12 protein-coding genes and 1 tRNA gene are annotated in these 15,334 nt (G+C 64.2%); 10 read left to right on the forward strand and 3 right to left on the reverse strand.

Features of this window, described 5'->3' with window-relative positions; all coding sequences use genetic code 11:
• Window positions 1–203: 203 nt before the first annotated feature.
• From D0T11_RS12470 to D0T11_RS12505, 8 genes are all read left to right on the forward strand, one after another.
• Window positions 204–1,625: an oligosaccharide flippase family protein gene (locus tag D0T11_RS12470; RefSeq protein WP_119656125.1), complete on the forward strand. Its 1,422-nt coding sequence runs from the start codon at window positions 204–206 to the stop codon at window positions 1,623–1,625.
• Between the two features lie 73 nt (window positions 1,626–1,698).
• Complete coding sequence (locus D0T11_RS12475) at window positions 1,699–2,835, forward strand: glycosyltransferase family 4 protein (RefSeq protein ID WP_119656126.1); 1,137 nt, start codon at window positions 1,699–1,701, stop codon at window positions 2,833–2,835.
• Between the two features lie 173 nt (window positions 2,836–3,008).
• Window positions 3,009–3,638 carry a polysaccharide deacetylase family protein gene (locus tag D0T11_RS12480; RefSeq protein ID WP_245990823.1) on the forward strand — a complete coding sequence of 210 codons (630 nt, stop codon included), beginning with the start codon at window positions 3,009–3,011 and terminating at the stop codon, window positions 3,636–3,638.
• A gap of 108 nt (window positions 3,639–3,746) precedes the next feature.
• Window positions 3,747–4,847 carry a glycosyltransferase gene (locus tag D0T11_RS12485; RefSeq protein WP_119656127.1) on the forward strand — a complete coding sequence of 367 codons (1,101 nt, stop codon included), beginning with the start codon at window positions 3,747–3,749 and terminating at the stop codon, window positions 4,845–4,847.
• A 256-nt stretch (window positions 4,848–5,103) separates the two neighbouring features.
• Window positions 5,104–7,380 (forward strand): glycoside hydrolase family 3 C-terminal domain-containing protein, encoded by a 2,277-nt coding sequence (locus D0T11_RS12490; protein ID WP_119656128.1) that lies wholly within the window; start codon window positions 5,104–5,106, stop codon window positions 7,378–7,380.
• Between the two features lie 186 nt (window positions 7,381–7,566).
• Window positions 7,567–8,343: a TatD family hydrolase gene (locus D0T11_RS12495; RefSeq protein ID WP_119656129.1), complete on the forward strand. Its 777-nt coding sequence runs from the start codon at window positions 7,567–7,569 to the stop codon at window positions 8,341–8,343.
• 206 nt (window positions 8,344–8,549) lie between these two features.
• Entirely contained in the window at window positions 8,550–9,599 is a 1,050-nt protein-coding gene (locus D0T11_RS12500; protein WP_245990826.1) for an asparaginase, read from the forward strand.
• Between the two features lie 81 nt (window positions 9,600–9,680).
• A tRNA-Ser gene (locus D0T11_RS12505) sits at window positions 9,681–9,767 on the forward strand.
• 37 nt (window positions 9,768–9,804) lie between these two features.
• Here the strand turns inward: D0T11_RS12505 and D0T11_RS23350 are convergent.
• Complete coding sequence (locus tag D0T11_RS23350; RefSeq protein WP_262681975.1) at window positions 9,805–9,939, reverse strand: hypothetical protein; 135 nt, start codon at window positions 9,937–9,939, stop codon at window positions 9,805–9,807.
• A gap of 34 nt (window positions 9,940–9,973) precedes the next feature.
• Between D0T11_RS23350 and D0T11_RS12510 the strand changes: the two genes are divergently transcribed.
• Together D0T11_RS12510 and D0T11_RS12515 are read left to right on the forward strand one after the other, a co-directional pair.
• Window positions 9,974–10,162, forward strand: a complete 189-nt coding sequence (locus D0T11_RS12510; protein ID WP_182888377.1) for a hypothetical protein — start codon at window positions 9,974–9,976, stop codon at window positions 10,160–10,162.
• Between the two features lie 456 nt (window positions 10,163–10,618).
• Window positions 10,619–10,882 carry an RtcB family protein gene (locus tag D0T11_RS12515; RefSeq protein ID WP_119656132.1) on the forward strand — a complete coding sequence of 88 codons (264 nt, stop codon included), beginning with the start codon at window positions 10,619–10,621 and terminating at the stop codon, window positions 10,880–10,882.
• Between the two features lie 175 nt (window positions 10,883–11,057).
• Here the strand turns inward: D0T11_RS12515 and D0T11_RS12520 are convergent, their stop codons facing one another.
• Entirely contained in the window at window positions 11,058–11,291 is a 234-nt protein-coding gene (locus D0T11_RS12520; RefSeq protein WP_245990830.1) for a PID-CTERM protein-sorting domain-containing protein, read from the reverse strand.
• A gap of 82 nt (window positions 11,292–11,373) precedes the next feature.
• Complete coding sequence (locus D0T11_RS12525; protein WP_182888378.1) at window positions 11,374–14,964, reverse strand: DUF4394 domain-containing protein; 3,591 nt, start codon at window positions 14,962–14,964, stop codon at window positions 11,374–11,376.
• Window positions 14,965–15,334 lie beyond the last annotated feature (370 nt).

Here is a 15,334-nt window from a genome sequence, read left to right on the forward strand (position 1 = left end):
GTGCGGGCGGTGGCGGCAGGCAAATATAGAGGAAAAATGCCCGCTCCCGGTCAGCTTTTGTGGCATGAACCCCACGCCGTTTTGCGTAGTTTTGCGCCCGGTCCTCCGGTTCCGGCCCGGGCCGGAACCGGAGGACCGGGCGCAAAACTACCTTTTTAGTCCTTCCGCGCATCAAACGCCTCTTCGGAAATATCGGCTTCGTCGTGCTGCTCAACCTGCTGGTAAAACCCGGCTGGGTGGTGCTGGAGAACGTCGTGCAGGACCGGGTGGGCCACGCGCTGTTCGGCACGTTCACGGCCCTGCTCACGCTGGCCACCATCGTGGCGGCCGTATCCGATCTGGGCACCACCCAGCTCACCACCAAGCGGCTGGCAGCCTCGGCCAGCTACTTCACCGATTTTTTTCCGACGCTGCTCCCGCTGCGGGCCGGGCTGGGCGTGGGCTTTCTGGCCCTCACGATAGGGCTGGGCTGGCTGCTGGGCTACGAGGGCCATTGGCTGGTAGTGCTGGCCGTGACGGCGGCGGGCCTGCTGTTCACCCAGTACACGCAATTTCTGCGGGGCGTGCTCCAGGCCCATCAGCGCTTCACTACCGATGCCGTGCTCTCGGTGCTGGAGCGGGTGCTGCTGGTGGCCCTGGTGCTGGCGCTGCTCCCGCTGGGCCTCACCCTGGATCGGTTCGTGGGCGTGCGCACCGTGGCGGGCCTGTTCACGCTGCTGCTGCTGGCGGGCCTGATCCGTCGCCTCTACGGACGGGTGGGGCTGCGCCCGCGCTGGCGGCAGGCCCGGCAGGTGCTGCTCGAAAGCCTGCCGCTGGCCTTCATCACGCTGGTCTACGGTCTCAACGAGCGAATCGACATGCTCATGCTGGAGCGCCTCGTGTCGCCCCAGGAGGCGGGCTACTACGCGGCGGCTTACCGCTGGGTTGATGCCGTGATGATGTACCTCTGGACGGTGCTGCCGCTGTTTTTTGCCAAGTTTGCCCGCGCCACCGGCCGGCCCGCCGAGCAGCAGCAACTGCTCTGGTTCGGCCAGCGCGTGGTTACGGTGCCCTTGCTGCTGGTGGTCGGGTTCGGGCTGTTCCGGGGGGAGTTGTTCTTCTTTCAGTTTCAGCACAGCTCCCCGGCCGAAATTCTGCGCATGACCCAGTGCCTGCATATCCTGTTTCTCAACGTGCTGGTCCACGCGTTCTTCGCCATCTACAGCACCCTGCTCACCAGCACCGACCACGAAAAGCCGGTTTCCTGGCTCGTCACGGGCAGTATTGTGCTCAATACGGGGCTCAACTTCCTGCTCATGCCCCGCTACGGAGCCCTGGCCGGGGCGGCCAACACGCTGCTGTGCGCCGTGTTCGTGTCGGTGGGCTACGTGTGGCTGGTGCCGCGCCGCACCGGCGTGGCCCTGCCGCTGCGGATGCTGGCCCGGCTGGCCCTCACCTTCGCGGGCCTTTGTGGCGGCTGGTATGCGCTGCGTACCTACGCCGGCCTGCCCTGGTGGCTCGAAACGGCCCTGGCCGCGTGCTGGCTGCTGGCCCTGGTATTCGCGCTGGGCGTGGTGCGGGTAGCAGAAATAAAGGCCGCGCTGCAACGCGCCCCCGGCCCGGCGAAACCCGGCGAGGAGGCGTAGATTCCGCCGCCGGATTGCGCCAGGTTGCCCGAACGTCAAACTCACCACCTCACCACCTCACCACCTCACCACCTTGCACATCGCCGTCAATGTCCGCTTTTTGCTGCCAGGCGATAAGCTGGAGGGTATCGGGCGCTTCACGCTCGAAACGCTGCGGGAGCTGGTGCGGCAGCAGCCAACGCACACGTTTCACTTCCTCTTTGATCGGCCCTTTGATGAGCGGTACCGGCTGGGGCCGAACGTGGTGGCCCACGTGCTGAGTCCGCCCGCCCGGCACCCGCTGCTGTGGGTGGCCTGGTTTGAGGGCGCGGTGGCCCGCTGGCTCAGCCGCCACCACCCGGCCGTATTCCTGAGCCCGGACGGTTTCACCACGCTCCGTACCCAAGTGCCCCGCGTGACGGTGCTCCACGACCTGGCCTTCGAGCACTTCCCGCAGGATGTGGGGCGGCTGGTGCTGGCCTACTACCGCTACTTCACGCCCCGTTTTGCCCGGGCCTCGGCGCGACTGGTGGCCGTGTCGGAAGCCACCAAGCAGGATATTACGGCCCGCTATGCTACCGATCCGACCAAGATTAGCGTGGTGTATAACGCCGTGGATGCGCACTTCCGGCCCCAGCTGCCGGCGCAGCAACTAGCTACCCGGGAGCGGTACGCGGCCGGCAAACCCTACTTCCTGTTCGTGGGGGCCTTGCAGCCGCGCAAAAACCTGGTAAACCTGCTCCGGGCCTTCGACGCGTTCAAAACGGCCACCAACGCCCCGGTAAAGCTGCTGGTAGTCGGCCGCACTGCCTGGAAAGCCGGCCCCATCTTCGACGTGTACCAGCAGCTGGCGCACCGCCCCGACGTGCACCTGACCGGCCGCGTGACGGACGCCGAGCTGGTAGAGCTCTACGCCGCCGCCCTGGCTACCTGCTACGTGCCCTATTTCGAGGGTTTCGGCATTCCCGTCATCGAAGCCCAGGCCTGCGGCTCGCCCGTCCTCACCTCCAACGTCAGCTCCCTGCCCGAAGTAGCCGGCGACGCGGCCTGCCTCGTCGACCCGTTTTCGGTCCAATCCATTACTGCCGGCCTCACCCAGGTCTACCAGTCGGCCGCTTACCGGGAGGAGTTGGTAACGCGGGGTTACCGCAACGTAATGCGTTTCAGTTGGGCCGAAAGCGCCCGCCGGTTGTGGCGGGAAATTGAACTGGCGGCAGCGGTGAATGAGTGACTCGGTGAGTAAAAGTATGACTGTCATCCTGAGCGGAGCGAAGGACCTTATCCCGCTAAAACGAGTAGTTTCGATTATTCAGGCGGGGCAAGGTCCTTCGCTCCGCTCAGGATGACAGTCGTACTTTTACTCACTTACTCACTTACTCACTTACTCACTTACTCACTCACAGCTTGCACTTACACCACCTGCCGGCGCTGGTGCGGGGGCTGTTCCCGGACTGCCTCTGGACCATGCCCGCCACCGACCCGCCCACGCTCTACCTGACCTTCGACGACGGCCCGATTCCGCGGGAAACGCCTTTCGTGCTGGAGCAATTAGCCCGCTACGAGGCGCGGGGTACGTTTTTCTGCGTGGGCGAGAACCTGGAGCGCCACCCGGAAGTGGCCCGGCAGGTGCTGGCCGAGGGGCACCGGCTGGCTAACCATACTTATCACCATATCAGCGGCTGGAGCCATGCCCGCCCAGCCTACCTGGCCGACGTGGCCCGCTGCCAGGCGGTGTTGCAGGCCCTCCAGCCCGAGGCGCGGCCCCTGCTGCGCCCGCCCTACGGCCGTATCACGCCCGGTCTGGCCCGGCAGTTGCACGCCAGCCATCAAGTAGTGATGTGGAACCTGCTCACCTGCGACTACGACCCGGACTACGCTCCCGCCCAGTGCCTGGCCACCGCCATCCGCCTCACCCGCCCCGGCTCGGTCGTCGTGTTTCACGACAGCCTCAAGGCCAGCCCCAACCTGCGCTATGTGCTACCCCGCTACCTCGCCCACTTCGCCGCGCTGGGCTACCGGTTCGCGGCTTTGTAGGGGGGGGGGGTAATGCTTGGCGCAGGCCAAAAAGAACGTCATTCCGAGCTTGCCGAGGAATCTCGGAATGACGTTCTTCCCTAAAACCACCCACCACAAACCAGCAATATGCTTCTGTTCGCGCTCTATTTCTCGGGTTGGTTCACCTTGCTGGTGGTGGCCGCGTTGGTGCTGGCCCGGTGGGAGGGGAGCCAGCCGGGGCCAGTACCGGAGCCGCTGCCGCGGGTAAGCATCCTGATTGCCGCCCGCGACGAAGCCGCCACCATCGGCCGCTGCCTGCGGGCCATCCGGGCACTGGATTACCCAGCGGAGCTGGTGGAAGTGCTGCTCGGCAACGACGGCTCGACTGACCAGACTTCGGCCATGGCGGCAGCGGCCATGCAAGGGTATGCGGGCACGTTTCGGGTGCTGGAAATCCGGGAAAACCTGGGCTTGACCCGGGGCAAGGCCAACGTACTGGCCCACCTCACGCGGGCCGCTACCGCCGACTTTTTCTTCATCACCGACGCCGATATTGCCGTGCCCGCCACTTGGCTCACCGGCTTGCTGGCCCACCTGGGTTCGGGCGTGGGCAGCGTTACGGGCCTCACGCTGGTAACCGGTCCGGCGCTGTTCCACCGCCTTCAGGGGCTCGACTGGCTGCTTTCCCTGGGGCTGGTGCAGGTGGTAACCGACCTGGGCCAGCCTGTAACGGCCATGGGCAACAACATGCTCGTGCCCCGGGCTGCCTACGAGGCCACCGGCGGCTACGAGGCTCTGCCATTTTCCGTAACCGAAGATTTCGAGCTGTTCAAGGCCCTGACGGCCCTAGGGTTCGGCAGCCGCAACCTGTACCGGCCCGACGTGCTGGCCGAGTCGCTGCCCCAGTATAGCTGGCAGGGGCTGCTGCACCAGCGGCGGCGGTGGCTGCGCGGGGTGGAGCAGCTGCCCGGTTGGTTGCAGGCGTGCCTGGTAGTATATGGCTCGTTTTACCTGGTGCTGCTGGCACTGGCCGTCGTGGTGGGGCCGGGAGTGGCGCTGGCCGTTTGGGCTGCTAAACTGGTGGTGCAGGGCGCGTTGGCCGGGGTGTGCTTCCGGCGGGTAGGCCGGCGCCCGCCCCTGGAGTTGCTGCCCCTGTTCGAACTCTACACCCTGGCCCTTTCCGGCAGTTTGGTGCTGTTCCGGCTGTTGCCCCTGCACTTCGAGTGGAAGGGGCGCCGGTACCGGTAAATATTTGGTTGTTTTTTAACCGTTTCGGGTTCTGCTTTTGGATGCCGGAGGAGTTCGTATGAGGCCGGAGTGCGTGTGCCCTAAGCGTATGGGGGGAAACAAGTAGCTAGGCATGAAACGCTGTTTGGGCTGCCTGTGGGTGGATTTTGCTGGTTGAGAGGCTTACATTTGGATAACCTGGCCCGTTGGTTTCGGCCGACCAGATGTAGCTGTGCTATTCCTTCCACTGAAATCCCACCACGTTCTACGTTTCGCTATGTTCCTATTCCACTCCCGGGCTGCAATTCTGGCGGCCGCTCTGTTCTGCGCTTCCTGCCAGGCTTCCACGTCCACCTCCGAAACTGCCGCCGCCGACTCTCCTTCAGCTGCAGCGGTCAACCGCCAACAAGAGCTGCTGGCCAACGAAACCAAGATTGACGCGCTGCTGCAAAAGCTGACACTGGAGGAGAAAATTGCCATGATCCATGCCAACTCGTCCTTTACCTCGGGCGGTGTGCCCCGGCTGGGCATTCCGGAGCTGGTGACTTCCGACGGCCCCCACGGCGTACGCGTGGAGCACGGCCGCGACTGGGAAGTGGACAAGGACGTGAACGATGCCGGTACCTACCTGCCCACCGGCAACACGCTGGCTTCTACCTGGAACCCTGAGCTGGGCTACGCCTTCGGCACGGTGCTGGGCAGCGAGGCCGCCTTCCGGGGCAAAGACGTAATTCTGGGCCCCGGCATCAACATCATCCGCACGCCCCTCAACGGCCGCAATTTCGAGTACCTGAGCGAGGACCCCTACCTGGTGTCGAAAATGGTGGTCGGCTATATCCGCGGGGTGCAGGACCAGGGCGTTTCGGCCTGCGTGAAGCACTACGCGGCCAACAACCAGGAGGAGCACCGCAACGACATCGACGTGGACATGAGCGAGCGGGCCCTGCGCGAAATCTACCTGCCGGGCTTCCAGGCTGCCGTGCAGGAGGGGGGTGTGAACACGCTCATGGGCTCCTACAACAAGTTTCGGGGCACCTACGCCACCCACAACGCCTACCTGATGAACGACATTCTGAAGGGCGAATGGGGCTTTAAGGGGCTGGTGATAAGCGACTGGGGCTCGGTGCACGACACCCAGGAGGCCCTGCGCAACGGCACCGACCTGGAAATGGGCACCGACCTCTCGCTGATGTATAACACCGTCGACCAGACGGCCAGCGCCGGCATGCCGGCCCTCACCCCGGCCCTCTACGACCGGTTCTTCTTCGGCACCGCCGCCCTGGAAGCCGTGAAAAAAGACAAGAGCCTGGAGCCGTTAGTCGACGACAAAGTCCGCCGCATTCTGCGCGTGATGTACGCCACCAACATGCTGGACGGGGCCAAGCGCAAGGCTGGCGTCTATAACTCGGCCGCCCACCAGGCCACGGCCCTCCAGGTGGCCGAGGAAGGCATTGTGCTGCTCAAAAACGAGGGCAACCTGCTGCCCCTGAGCAAAACTGCCAAGACCTTTGCCGTTATCGGGGCCAACGCCACCCGGCCCAACTCCATGGGCGGGGGCAGCTCCCAGGTGAAGGCCAAGTATGAAATTACGCCCCTCCAGGGCCTGCAAAAGGCTCTCGGCCCCAACGCTCAAATCAACTACGTACCCGGCTACACCATCGCCCGCGGCCAAAAGGCCGACCCGAAGCTGATTGCCCAGGCCGTAGCCGCCGCCAAGGCTGCCGACGTCACCATCTTCGTGGGCGGCTCGACCCACGGCTACGACTACAAGGTGTGGAGCGACAACGCCTACGACGCCGAGGGCTACGACAAGCCCGATATGAAGATGCCCTTTGGCCAGGATGAGCTGGTGAATGCCGTGCTGGCGGCCCAGCCCAACACCGTGGTGGTGCTCATGGGCGGAGGGGCCATCGACGTGTCGGCCTGGGCCGGCAAGGCGCGGGGCATCGTGGAGGCCTGGTACCCGGGCATGGAAGGTGGCAACGCCCTGGCCCACGTGCTGCTGGGCGACGTGAACCCCTCGGGCAAGCTGCCCTTCACCTTCCCCGTCAAGCTCGAAGATTCGCCCGCCCACAAGCTCGGCGAGTACCCCAGCACCCCCGGCAACCCGCTCAAGCAGACCTACAAGGACGATATCTACGTGGGCTACCGCTACTTCGACACGTATAAGGTGGCGCCCCAGTTTGCCTTCGGCCACGGCCTGAGCTACACGAGCTTCGAGTATGGCAAAATGGACGTGAAGCCCGGCTCGCGCAACGCCACCGTCACGCTCTCGGTGCGCAACACCGGCAAAGTGGCCGGGGCCGAAGTGGTCCAACTCTACGTGCACGACGACCAGGCCAGCGTGAAGCGCCCCGAAAAGGAGCTCAAGGCCTTCCAGAAAGTGTTCCTGCAGCCCGGCGAAAGCAAAACCGTCACCCTCACGCTCAGCCCCGACGCCTTCCGCTTCTACGACGAAGCCCGGAAGCAGTGGACCCTGGAACCCGGCCGCTTCACCTTGCTCGCCGGCTCCTCCTCCCGCGACATCCGCCAGCAGGGCACGGTGGAGTTGTAGAACCTGGGGGGGCTGAACTAGTAAACTGTCATCCTGAGCGGAGCGAAGGACCTTATCCCACCGAAATAGTCAAGACTACTCGTTTTGGCGGGATAAGGTCCTTCGCTCCGCTCAGGATGACAGTATCTTTGTGGCCTATCCCCATACCCCAGTTCCCCAGTCCCCCAGTTCCCCAGACCTCCCACAATGACCTTTTCCGATTCCCACGCCCACGTCTACTCACCCCAGTTCCAGCCCGACCAGGACGAGATGCTGCTCCGGGCCTACGAAAACGGCATCGAAACCATCTTCATGCCCAACATCGACCACGAAAGCATTGAGGCCATGCTGGATGTGGAAGCGCGCTACCCCAGCCAGTGCTTTGCCATGATGGGCCTGCACCCCTGCCACGTAACGCGCAACCTGGAGCGGGAGCTCTACGAGGTGGAGGAGTGGCTGGGCCGCCGCCCGTTCGCGGCGGTGGGGGAGTGCGGCATTGATCTGTACTGGGATAAAACCCTGCTTGCCGAGCAGCAGGAGGCCCTGCGGGTGCAGGTGGCCCTGGCCAAAAAGTACAACCTGCCCCTGGTGCTCCACACCCGCGAGGCCTTCCGCGAAACCGCCGACATCATTACCGAAGCCCAGGACGGCACCCTACGGGGCGTGTTCCACTGCTTCTCGGGCACCCCGGCCGAAGCCGAGGAGGTAATCCGGTTAGGCTTCCAGCTGGGCATCGGGGGCGTGGCTACGTTCAAGAACGGCGGCCTCGATAAGGTGCTGCCGGGCCTCGGTTTGGAGCATCTGCTGCTGGAAACCGATTGCCCCTACCTGGCCCCCATACCCCACCGTGGCAAGCGCAACGAGCCCGCCTACGTGCCCCTGGTGGCCCGTCGGGTAGCCGAGCTGCTGGGTTGCCCGCTAGAGGAAGTAGCCGCCGCCACCAACCGCAACACGCTGGCGCTGTTTGGGGAGGCGGGGAAGTAGCGGGAGTGAGAACGGGGCAGAAAGAACTGTCATTCCGACGCAGGAGGAATCTGAGTCAAACCGTTGAAACGATTATGTTCAATGGTTTGACCCAGATTCCTCCTGCGTCGGAATGACAGGCTTCTTCATCTCACCCCTCTGCCCAGCCACCACCTACCAAAAACCAACTACTACCTTAGCAGCTCCACCCGAACCCCTTGCCGCCCGTGCCTGCTATTTCCGAAGCGCCCCAGACCTCCATCCTCGTGATTTACACCGGCGGCACCGCCGGCATGGCCTACAACAAGCGCGGCGAGCTGGTGCCGATGAATTTCGAGCAGATCCGGCGCAAAATGCCCGAGCTCCGGCAGCTCAACATGCAGGTGGACGTGACCAACCTGGGCGAGCCCATTGATTCGAGTAACGTAACCACGGCCGACTGGCTCCGGATGGCCGCCCTCATTGCCGAAAATTACGCCCGCTACGACGGTTTCGTGGTGCTCCACGGTACCGATACCATGGCTTACTCGGCGGCGGCGCTCAGCTTTCTGCTGGAGAACCTGGGCAAAACGGTGGTCTTTACCGGGGCCCAGGTGCCCGTGGGCCGTATCCGCACCGATGCCCGCCGCAACCTGGTCACGGCCCTGGAAATGGCCGCCGCCCGCCACCCAATGGCCAAAACCGTGCGCGTGCCCGAGGTATGCCTGTTCTTCAACGACCTGCTCATCCGGGGCAACCGGGCCAAGAAGGTGGAAAGCCAGCAGTACGACGCCTTCCGCAGCGAAAACTACCCGCCCCTGGCCCGGGCCGGCATCGAACTCGCCTTCAACGACAAGCAGATCCGGCTGCTGCCCGCCGCCCGCCTGCGGGTGCACGAGCGGCTGGACGAGCGGGTGAGCGTGCTGCGCCTGTTCCCGGGCCTGACCGAGCGCATGGTGCGCGCCCAGCTGGAAGTGGCTGACCTGCGCGGCTGCGTGCTCGAAACCTACGGCTCAGGCAACGCGCCCACCACGCCCTGGTTCCTGAACTGCCTGCGCGAGGCCACCGACCGGGGCGTGCTGCTGCTCAACGTGAGCCAGTGCGAGGAGGGCCGGGTGCTGCAAGGCCGCTACGAAACCAGCGCCTACCTCTCCGAAATCGGGATTGTGGGCGGCGACGATATAACGGTGGAAGCGGCCATCACCAAGCTCATGTTCGTGCTGGGAATCAGCGAGAACCCCGCCCAGGCCCGCCGCCTGCTCGGCCAGGATCTGCGCGGCGAAATCACGCCAATCTGAGGTTTAGGGCCGCCCGGGCTTGCGTATCCCGAAAATCGGGTGTTATTTTGCGCCACCTAACCGCAGCCCGGCTGCACACCCAGAGAGGTGTCCGAGTGGTTGAAGGAGCACGCCTGGAAAGTGTGTATGGGTGCAAGCTCATCGTGGGTTCGAATCCCATCCTCTCTACATAAAAGCCCGTTTGCAAACTGCAAACGGGCTTTTTTTATGGCCGGGTCTCGTCCGGGCGCGGCCCCATCGGGCGCGGCTGGTTCTTCTTTTTGGCCTGGTACTGCTGGAACTGCCCGGCCGTCAGCACGGCCTTCCTTTTGCCGTCCGTGGCCTCGTCGAGGGTGCGCATCTGCTGCATCAGGGCGTCCCGGTCGGTGGAGCCGGTGCTGCATCTGCTGCTGCATCTGCTGCTGCTCAATGGCGGCCACCTGGGGCTGCTGCTCGGCCGTCAGGTGGAGGTCTTTGGTCATTTCAGCCAGCTGGTTGCCCCGGCCACCGCGCCCGGGTCCAGGCTTTTCGGCCTCGTCGGTTCTGGTGTTGAGCCTGTCTTTTTTGACGTTGACTTTGGTTGAGGCCGTCTGGGCATGGGCGGCAGGAGCAGCCGCGCCGGCCAGCAGGCCAAGCAGGAGGGAAGCAGCCAGTAGCTTTTTCATGGAGCAGGGGAAATGAAACGCAGTCGGGCCAGTGCCAACTGTTGCCCAAACCTAGCAGGCGAGCCGCCGGCTCACAAAAAACAGCTGCCAACCCCCTATGCCCTCGGCCCGCCCCCAGTCCGGGATGTTATCGGCCGCTGGCGGCCTCGGTGGGTGGCTAAACAATTTTGGGGTAAACAATTTCAAATTGTTTACCCCAAAATTGTTTAGCCGGCTGTAGGTTCAGGCCGGCTCTAGGGAGTTGTGGGTCCCTGGCACCGTTTGCCCCGGTCCGGTGGCTGGTCCGCCTACGCCCGCTGGTGGCCCAGACCGACCCTGCGCTGGTACCCCCCCCGGCTGGCGGTGTAGGTCCGCGAAAAGCTGCACCTGCGGTCGGTGCCCCGGGTGCTGGCCGTGAAGCTGGCCCGCCGCCACGGCGCGGGCCGGGCCATGTTGCGTACCCGGGCCAAGGCCGAGTTGGGCAAAGCCGACCTGCGCCGCTACCTGCGCCAGCACCAGGGGGAGCTGCTTGGCGGCGGCCCCGACGAAGCCCTCCAGGTCTACAAGGACAGCCGGCAGGTGATGCAGAGCCAGCCGGAACTGGTAGACGTGCTCGGTTACTTCACCCTGCGTATCGTGCGCATGGAAGGGGCGGCATAGCCACCCGGTAGCCGCAAAAGCAGAAGGGACGCTTCAGCAGACTTTCTAAACAGGTTTCCTATGAGAAGACTGCCGGCCAATCGTGTTGGTGGGAGCCGAACCCACAAACCCCAACGCCCGCCCACCGGAAATCCGGTGGGCGGGCGTTGGGGTTTCAGCAACGCCAAGCGCTCCGTCAGGACTGCCTGACCGTGCGACGCTGGCGTAGTTTTTTAAGGCCGTAGGCTGCTCCGGCGGCCAGCAGCAGCGAAGCCCCCCCGTCGATGGGTACCGCCGTGGGGTCGGTGGGGTCGGGAACGGGGCCACCCGAACCCGGGCCTTGGGCGGCTGCGGGTTGAATGGACGTAAGCAGGAGGCCAACAACGGCGGCTCCCAGGAAATGACGGAAAGCAGGAGAGAAGTGATTCATTCGTGTGAAAGGGTGTAGGGCCTGAGATGCGGAGTTCCGGGCAGGCAGCCGCGAGGCGCGGCCGACCACCCGGAATGCCGTTTTATTCAACCATGAGGCGCTTGCTGACCGTGCCCCCGGCCGTCTGAAGACGCACCGTGTACACGCCCGGAGCCACGCCCGAAAGCGAGAGTTCCGTGGCTGCTACCGAATTGGAAACGTTGAGCGTACGGCGGAGCACCTGCTGGCCGATGGTGTTGATGAGCGACACCTGCACGGGCTGCTGACGCAGTTGGGCGGGCAGCACGATGGACACCTGACCACGCGCCGGGTTCGGATACACGTTTACCTGACGCACCAGCGCGGCCGGGGCATTGGCCAGCACGCGCTGGGCGGTAATCAGCACGGAGAAGCGGCCCGTGAGGGAGGCTGCATTCGTCACCGCGAAAGCGTAGCCGGTGGGCTGGCTCAGGTCGGTGGTAGTGCCGGTGAGTGCGTCCTGGAGGTAGGCATAGGTGCCGGCGGGCAGGCGCAGCAGCTCCGTCGCCCGTAGCGTGTAGGTGCCGGCCGCCGCTTGCAGCCGCAGTGGCACGGTTACACCGGCGGCCGTTAGGGCGGGCAGCGCGTTCACGGCCAGCAGGGGGCCGGAGCCGTTGGTGCTGGCCAGTGCCAGGGGCGAACCGCCCAGGAGCTTGTAGGCATCCAGGGCCGGGTCGAAGCCGGCGGTGGCCGCGTCGTCGAAATACAGCACGGCTTCGTCGGCGGCCCCGGCGGCGTTGCGCAGGTCGAGGCGCACGAGTGGGGCCGTTGCCGCGCTCCGCTGGAATACGGGGTTGGTGTAGGCCGTAATCCGGGCCGCGTTGTTGAACGTGAGGGACGCCCCGCTGGTGCTGGCCCGGACGAAAAAGCCCTGCGAAGTGGCAATTTCGCGGGTTCCGCCGTTGGTGCCCGTGCCGTTCACGGTGTAGGTAGAGTACGTGCCGGCGTACTGGCCCGTCGAGCGGTACACGTACACGGTGGCATCCACGTTGTCCCGCACCACGAAGTTCCAGTCGATGGCGGAAGGGTAGGGGTTGCCCCGCAGGTGGAAGCCGGATTCGGTCTGGCTGCCGCGGCTCAGACTGCCCGTGGCGTACGAACCGTTGTTGAGCGCACCCACGAAGTCCACGGTTTCCGAAGCCGGCAGGTTAACCGTGTAGCCACGGGTAACCACCAGCGGATCAGCAGTCGAGCTGGGTGAGAAAAAGCCCTTGTCGAAATCCTGGGGAGCCGGGTTGCCGCTGGTGTTCACGCGGCTTTCATCGTAGCCAAACACCGTGGGGAAGGGCAGGACGGCCCCCGGGTTGGCCGCCGTGTTGTAAGCCGGGTTCACCGTGGGCGTGAAGTTGGTAGTAGCCAGGTCGGCTACGGTGCTGCCACTCACCGGAGCGGCATAGTGGCGGTACCCAACGCCGCCGTTGCGACTGGGGTCGATGTAGCGCTGCACGGTGGTAGTACCACTCGTGGTGCCGGTACCGCTGTTAACTACCTCGGCCGAGCCGGAAGCGTTGGAGAGCAGCGTCAGGTTGCCGTTGGTCGTGAGCGTACCGATGTTCAGCGTGAGTACCCGCTGCACGCTGGCGGGGGCATTCAGCGTAACGCCGGCCGGGCCGGCCGTCAGGTTCTGAAACTGAGTAGCCGTGCCGCTGATGGTTTGCAGGGCGGGGCCGGCGAAGCGCACCTCGCCGTTGCCCGCGCCGAGCACCGTGCCGCCGCTGTTCACAAAGTTGCCGTTCAGCGTAAGCAGGCTCATGTTGGCCGTCGTCAGCGTCGCACCGCTGCCCAGCGTCAGGCTGTTCACCTGGCGCGGGTCGCTCACAACCGGGTCGTTGGCAGTGTCCGGAATCAGCACGTCGTCGGAGGAGGTCGGAATCTGCATCGGCGACCAGTTGCCGGCCAGAGCCCAGGCGGTGCTTACGGCTCCGGTCCAGGTGATGGTGCCGTTCGGGGCCGCGATGAATGCGGCTACGTCACGCACCGTAATACCCAGTCCGATGGCGCCCACCAGCGTGGGCGCGCCACTGCCCAGGTTAAGGGTGTACAGGTTGTTGAAGTTCTGGCCGTTGGGGTTGGCCGCCAGGTAAGCGGTATTGGTGGAGGCCGTCTGGTCGAAGAAGATGTCCAGGTCCACCAGCGCGTTGCTGGTGCTCAGGTTGAGGCCCGTGCTGCCAACCGTATTGAGCACGCCGGCATTGGGCGGGTTCTGGATCACCAGGTTGCTCAGGGCCTCATCGATGTCGTAGAGCGTGGTGGTGGTAGTGCCGGCGAAGCTGTTGGTGTAGGCCGCGGAGCCCACCCGCGGCGTGGCCCCGGCATTTATATCGGTGGCAGCGTAGGCCAGCGTGCCATCGGTGGCGGCCAGCGCGCCGTCGTTCGGGTTCAGGCGGAAGTCGGCCCCGGTCGTGCTGACCACGCGCAGGCGGTCCACGGTAGGGTTGAAGTCGAAGCCAATATTATCGGTGCTACCGCCCAGGTTCAGCGCAATGGCCGGCCCTACGGCGGTGGCTACGGCCGAACTGCGGTCGATGCTGTACACCTGCGTAGCGGTTGTTGCCGGGTTGTAGCCCAGCCCGATGAGCTGGCCGGTGGCCGGGCGAAAGTCGGTGCCCACCAGCGTCTGGCCCGCCGCGATGCCCGTGATGGGCGTGGCCGAGTTGATGTAGTTGGGAGTGCCCGAGTAGAAGCTGAGCAGGTTGTTGGTGGTGCTCACCGCGTACAGCAGTTGCCCGCTCGCGGCCGGAGCCGTGCGGTCGATACTGATGGCAATGTCCGTGATGCCCACGCCCGCACCCATCTGGTTGCCTACCGGCACCAGGGCCCCGGTAAGCAGGTTTACCTGGTAGAGCGTGGCGCTGAACGTAGCCCCAACCGGCGTATTGATAATCAGAAAAGCCTGGTTGGCATTCGGCCCGGTGGTCACAATGTCCAGGTCGGTACTGACGCCGGGGCCATTGGTCGGCACCGATAGCGTTCCGACCGTATTGAGCGTCCCGTCGTTGGGTGGATCCTGGCGTAGCAGCAACGACCGCTGTTCGTCAATGGTGTACAGCGTGGTGCTGGTCGTCCCGATATAGGAGTTGGTATATGCCCCGGCCCCCACGAACGGATCCTGCCCGGCGTTGGTATCGGTAGTCGCAAATTTCAACCGGCCATCCGTGAAAGCCAGTGCCCCGTTGTTGGGGTTAAGGCGGTAGTTGTTGTCGTTGGTGCCTTCCACCCGCAGGCGGTCCACGGTGGGGTTGAAGTCAAATACAATCCGTTCGCCCGGCCCCCCCAGCTCCAGGCGCACGGCCGCACTGCCTACAGGAGTAGCGGTAGCGGTCGGGGAGCTGATGTTCTGACTCAGTACGTACAGCCGGGCATTGTCGCCGGTCGTGGTGGCATCGTAGCCGAGGGCAAACAGCTCACCAGTGGCGGGGCGGAAATCGAGGCCCACCAGTACCTGCCCCGCCGTGACGCCCACAATAAGCTGGCGGGTTGGGGCAGTCGATAGCGATGTGGCATTAAGCGAAGTCAGCTCAGTGCCCGAGAGGCCGAAAATGGTCTGAGCCTGGGCCGTGCCAACTACGCCCAGCAGAAGTGCGCCGGTGGCCAGCACCCCGCAGGTGCGCCGCCAAAAACCGGCTGTTAAATGGAAAGGTAAAGCTGTGTTCATGTGGATGATTGGGCTGGATAAATGAACCAACAGAGCCATTGGCCGCAATGACCAACAGATGACAGGATTGCTTACGGGGTAAATGCCAGATCAGATTGAGATATTCAATGAAAAAATCACCAAATCACTTGAATAATTGCTATATCGTCATCTGGGCAGGTATATGCCTGTGAATAAATGCAAAACAGGTGGCCTTGGGGGTGTTAGCTCAGGCTGAGAAGGACTAAAAACCAACAGGGAAGCCCGGGTTCCCTGTCTATGAAAACAAGGGAAGCCGGGCTTCGCACTCAGGAACCAGTCTGGGTTCAGCAGAACTTGTACAAAAAGAAGACGCACACTTGCAGCGCGAACCGAAGCAGCACTGACTTCT

Origin of the sequence: Hymenobacter rubripertinctus, from assembly GCF_003583925.1 — a bacterium.
In the GTDB taxonomy this organism is placed as follows: Bacteria; Bacteroidota; Bacteroidia; order Cytophagales; family Hymenobacteraceae; genus Hymenobacter; species Hymenobacter rubripertinctus.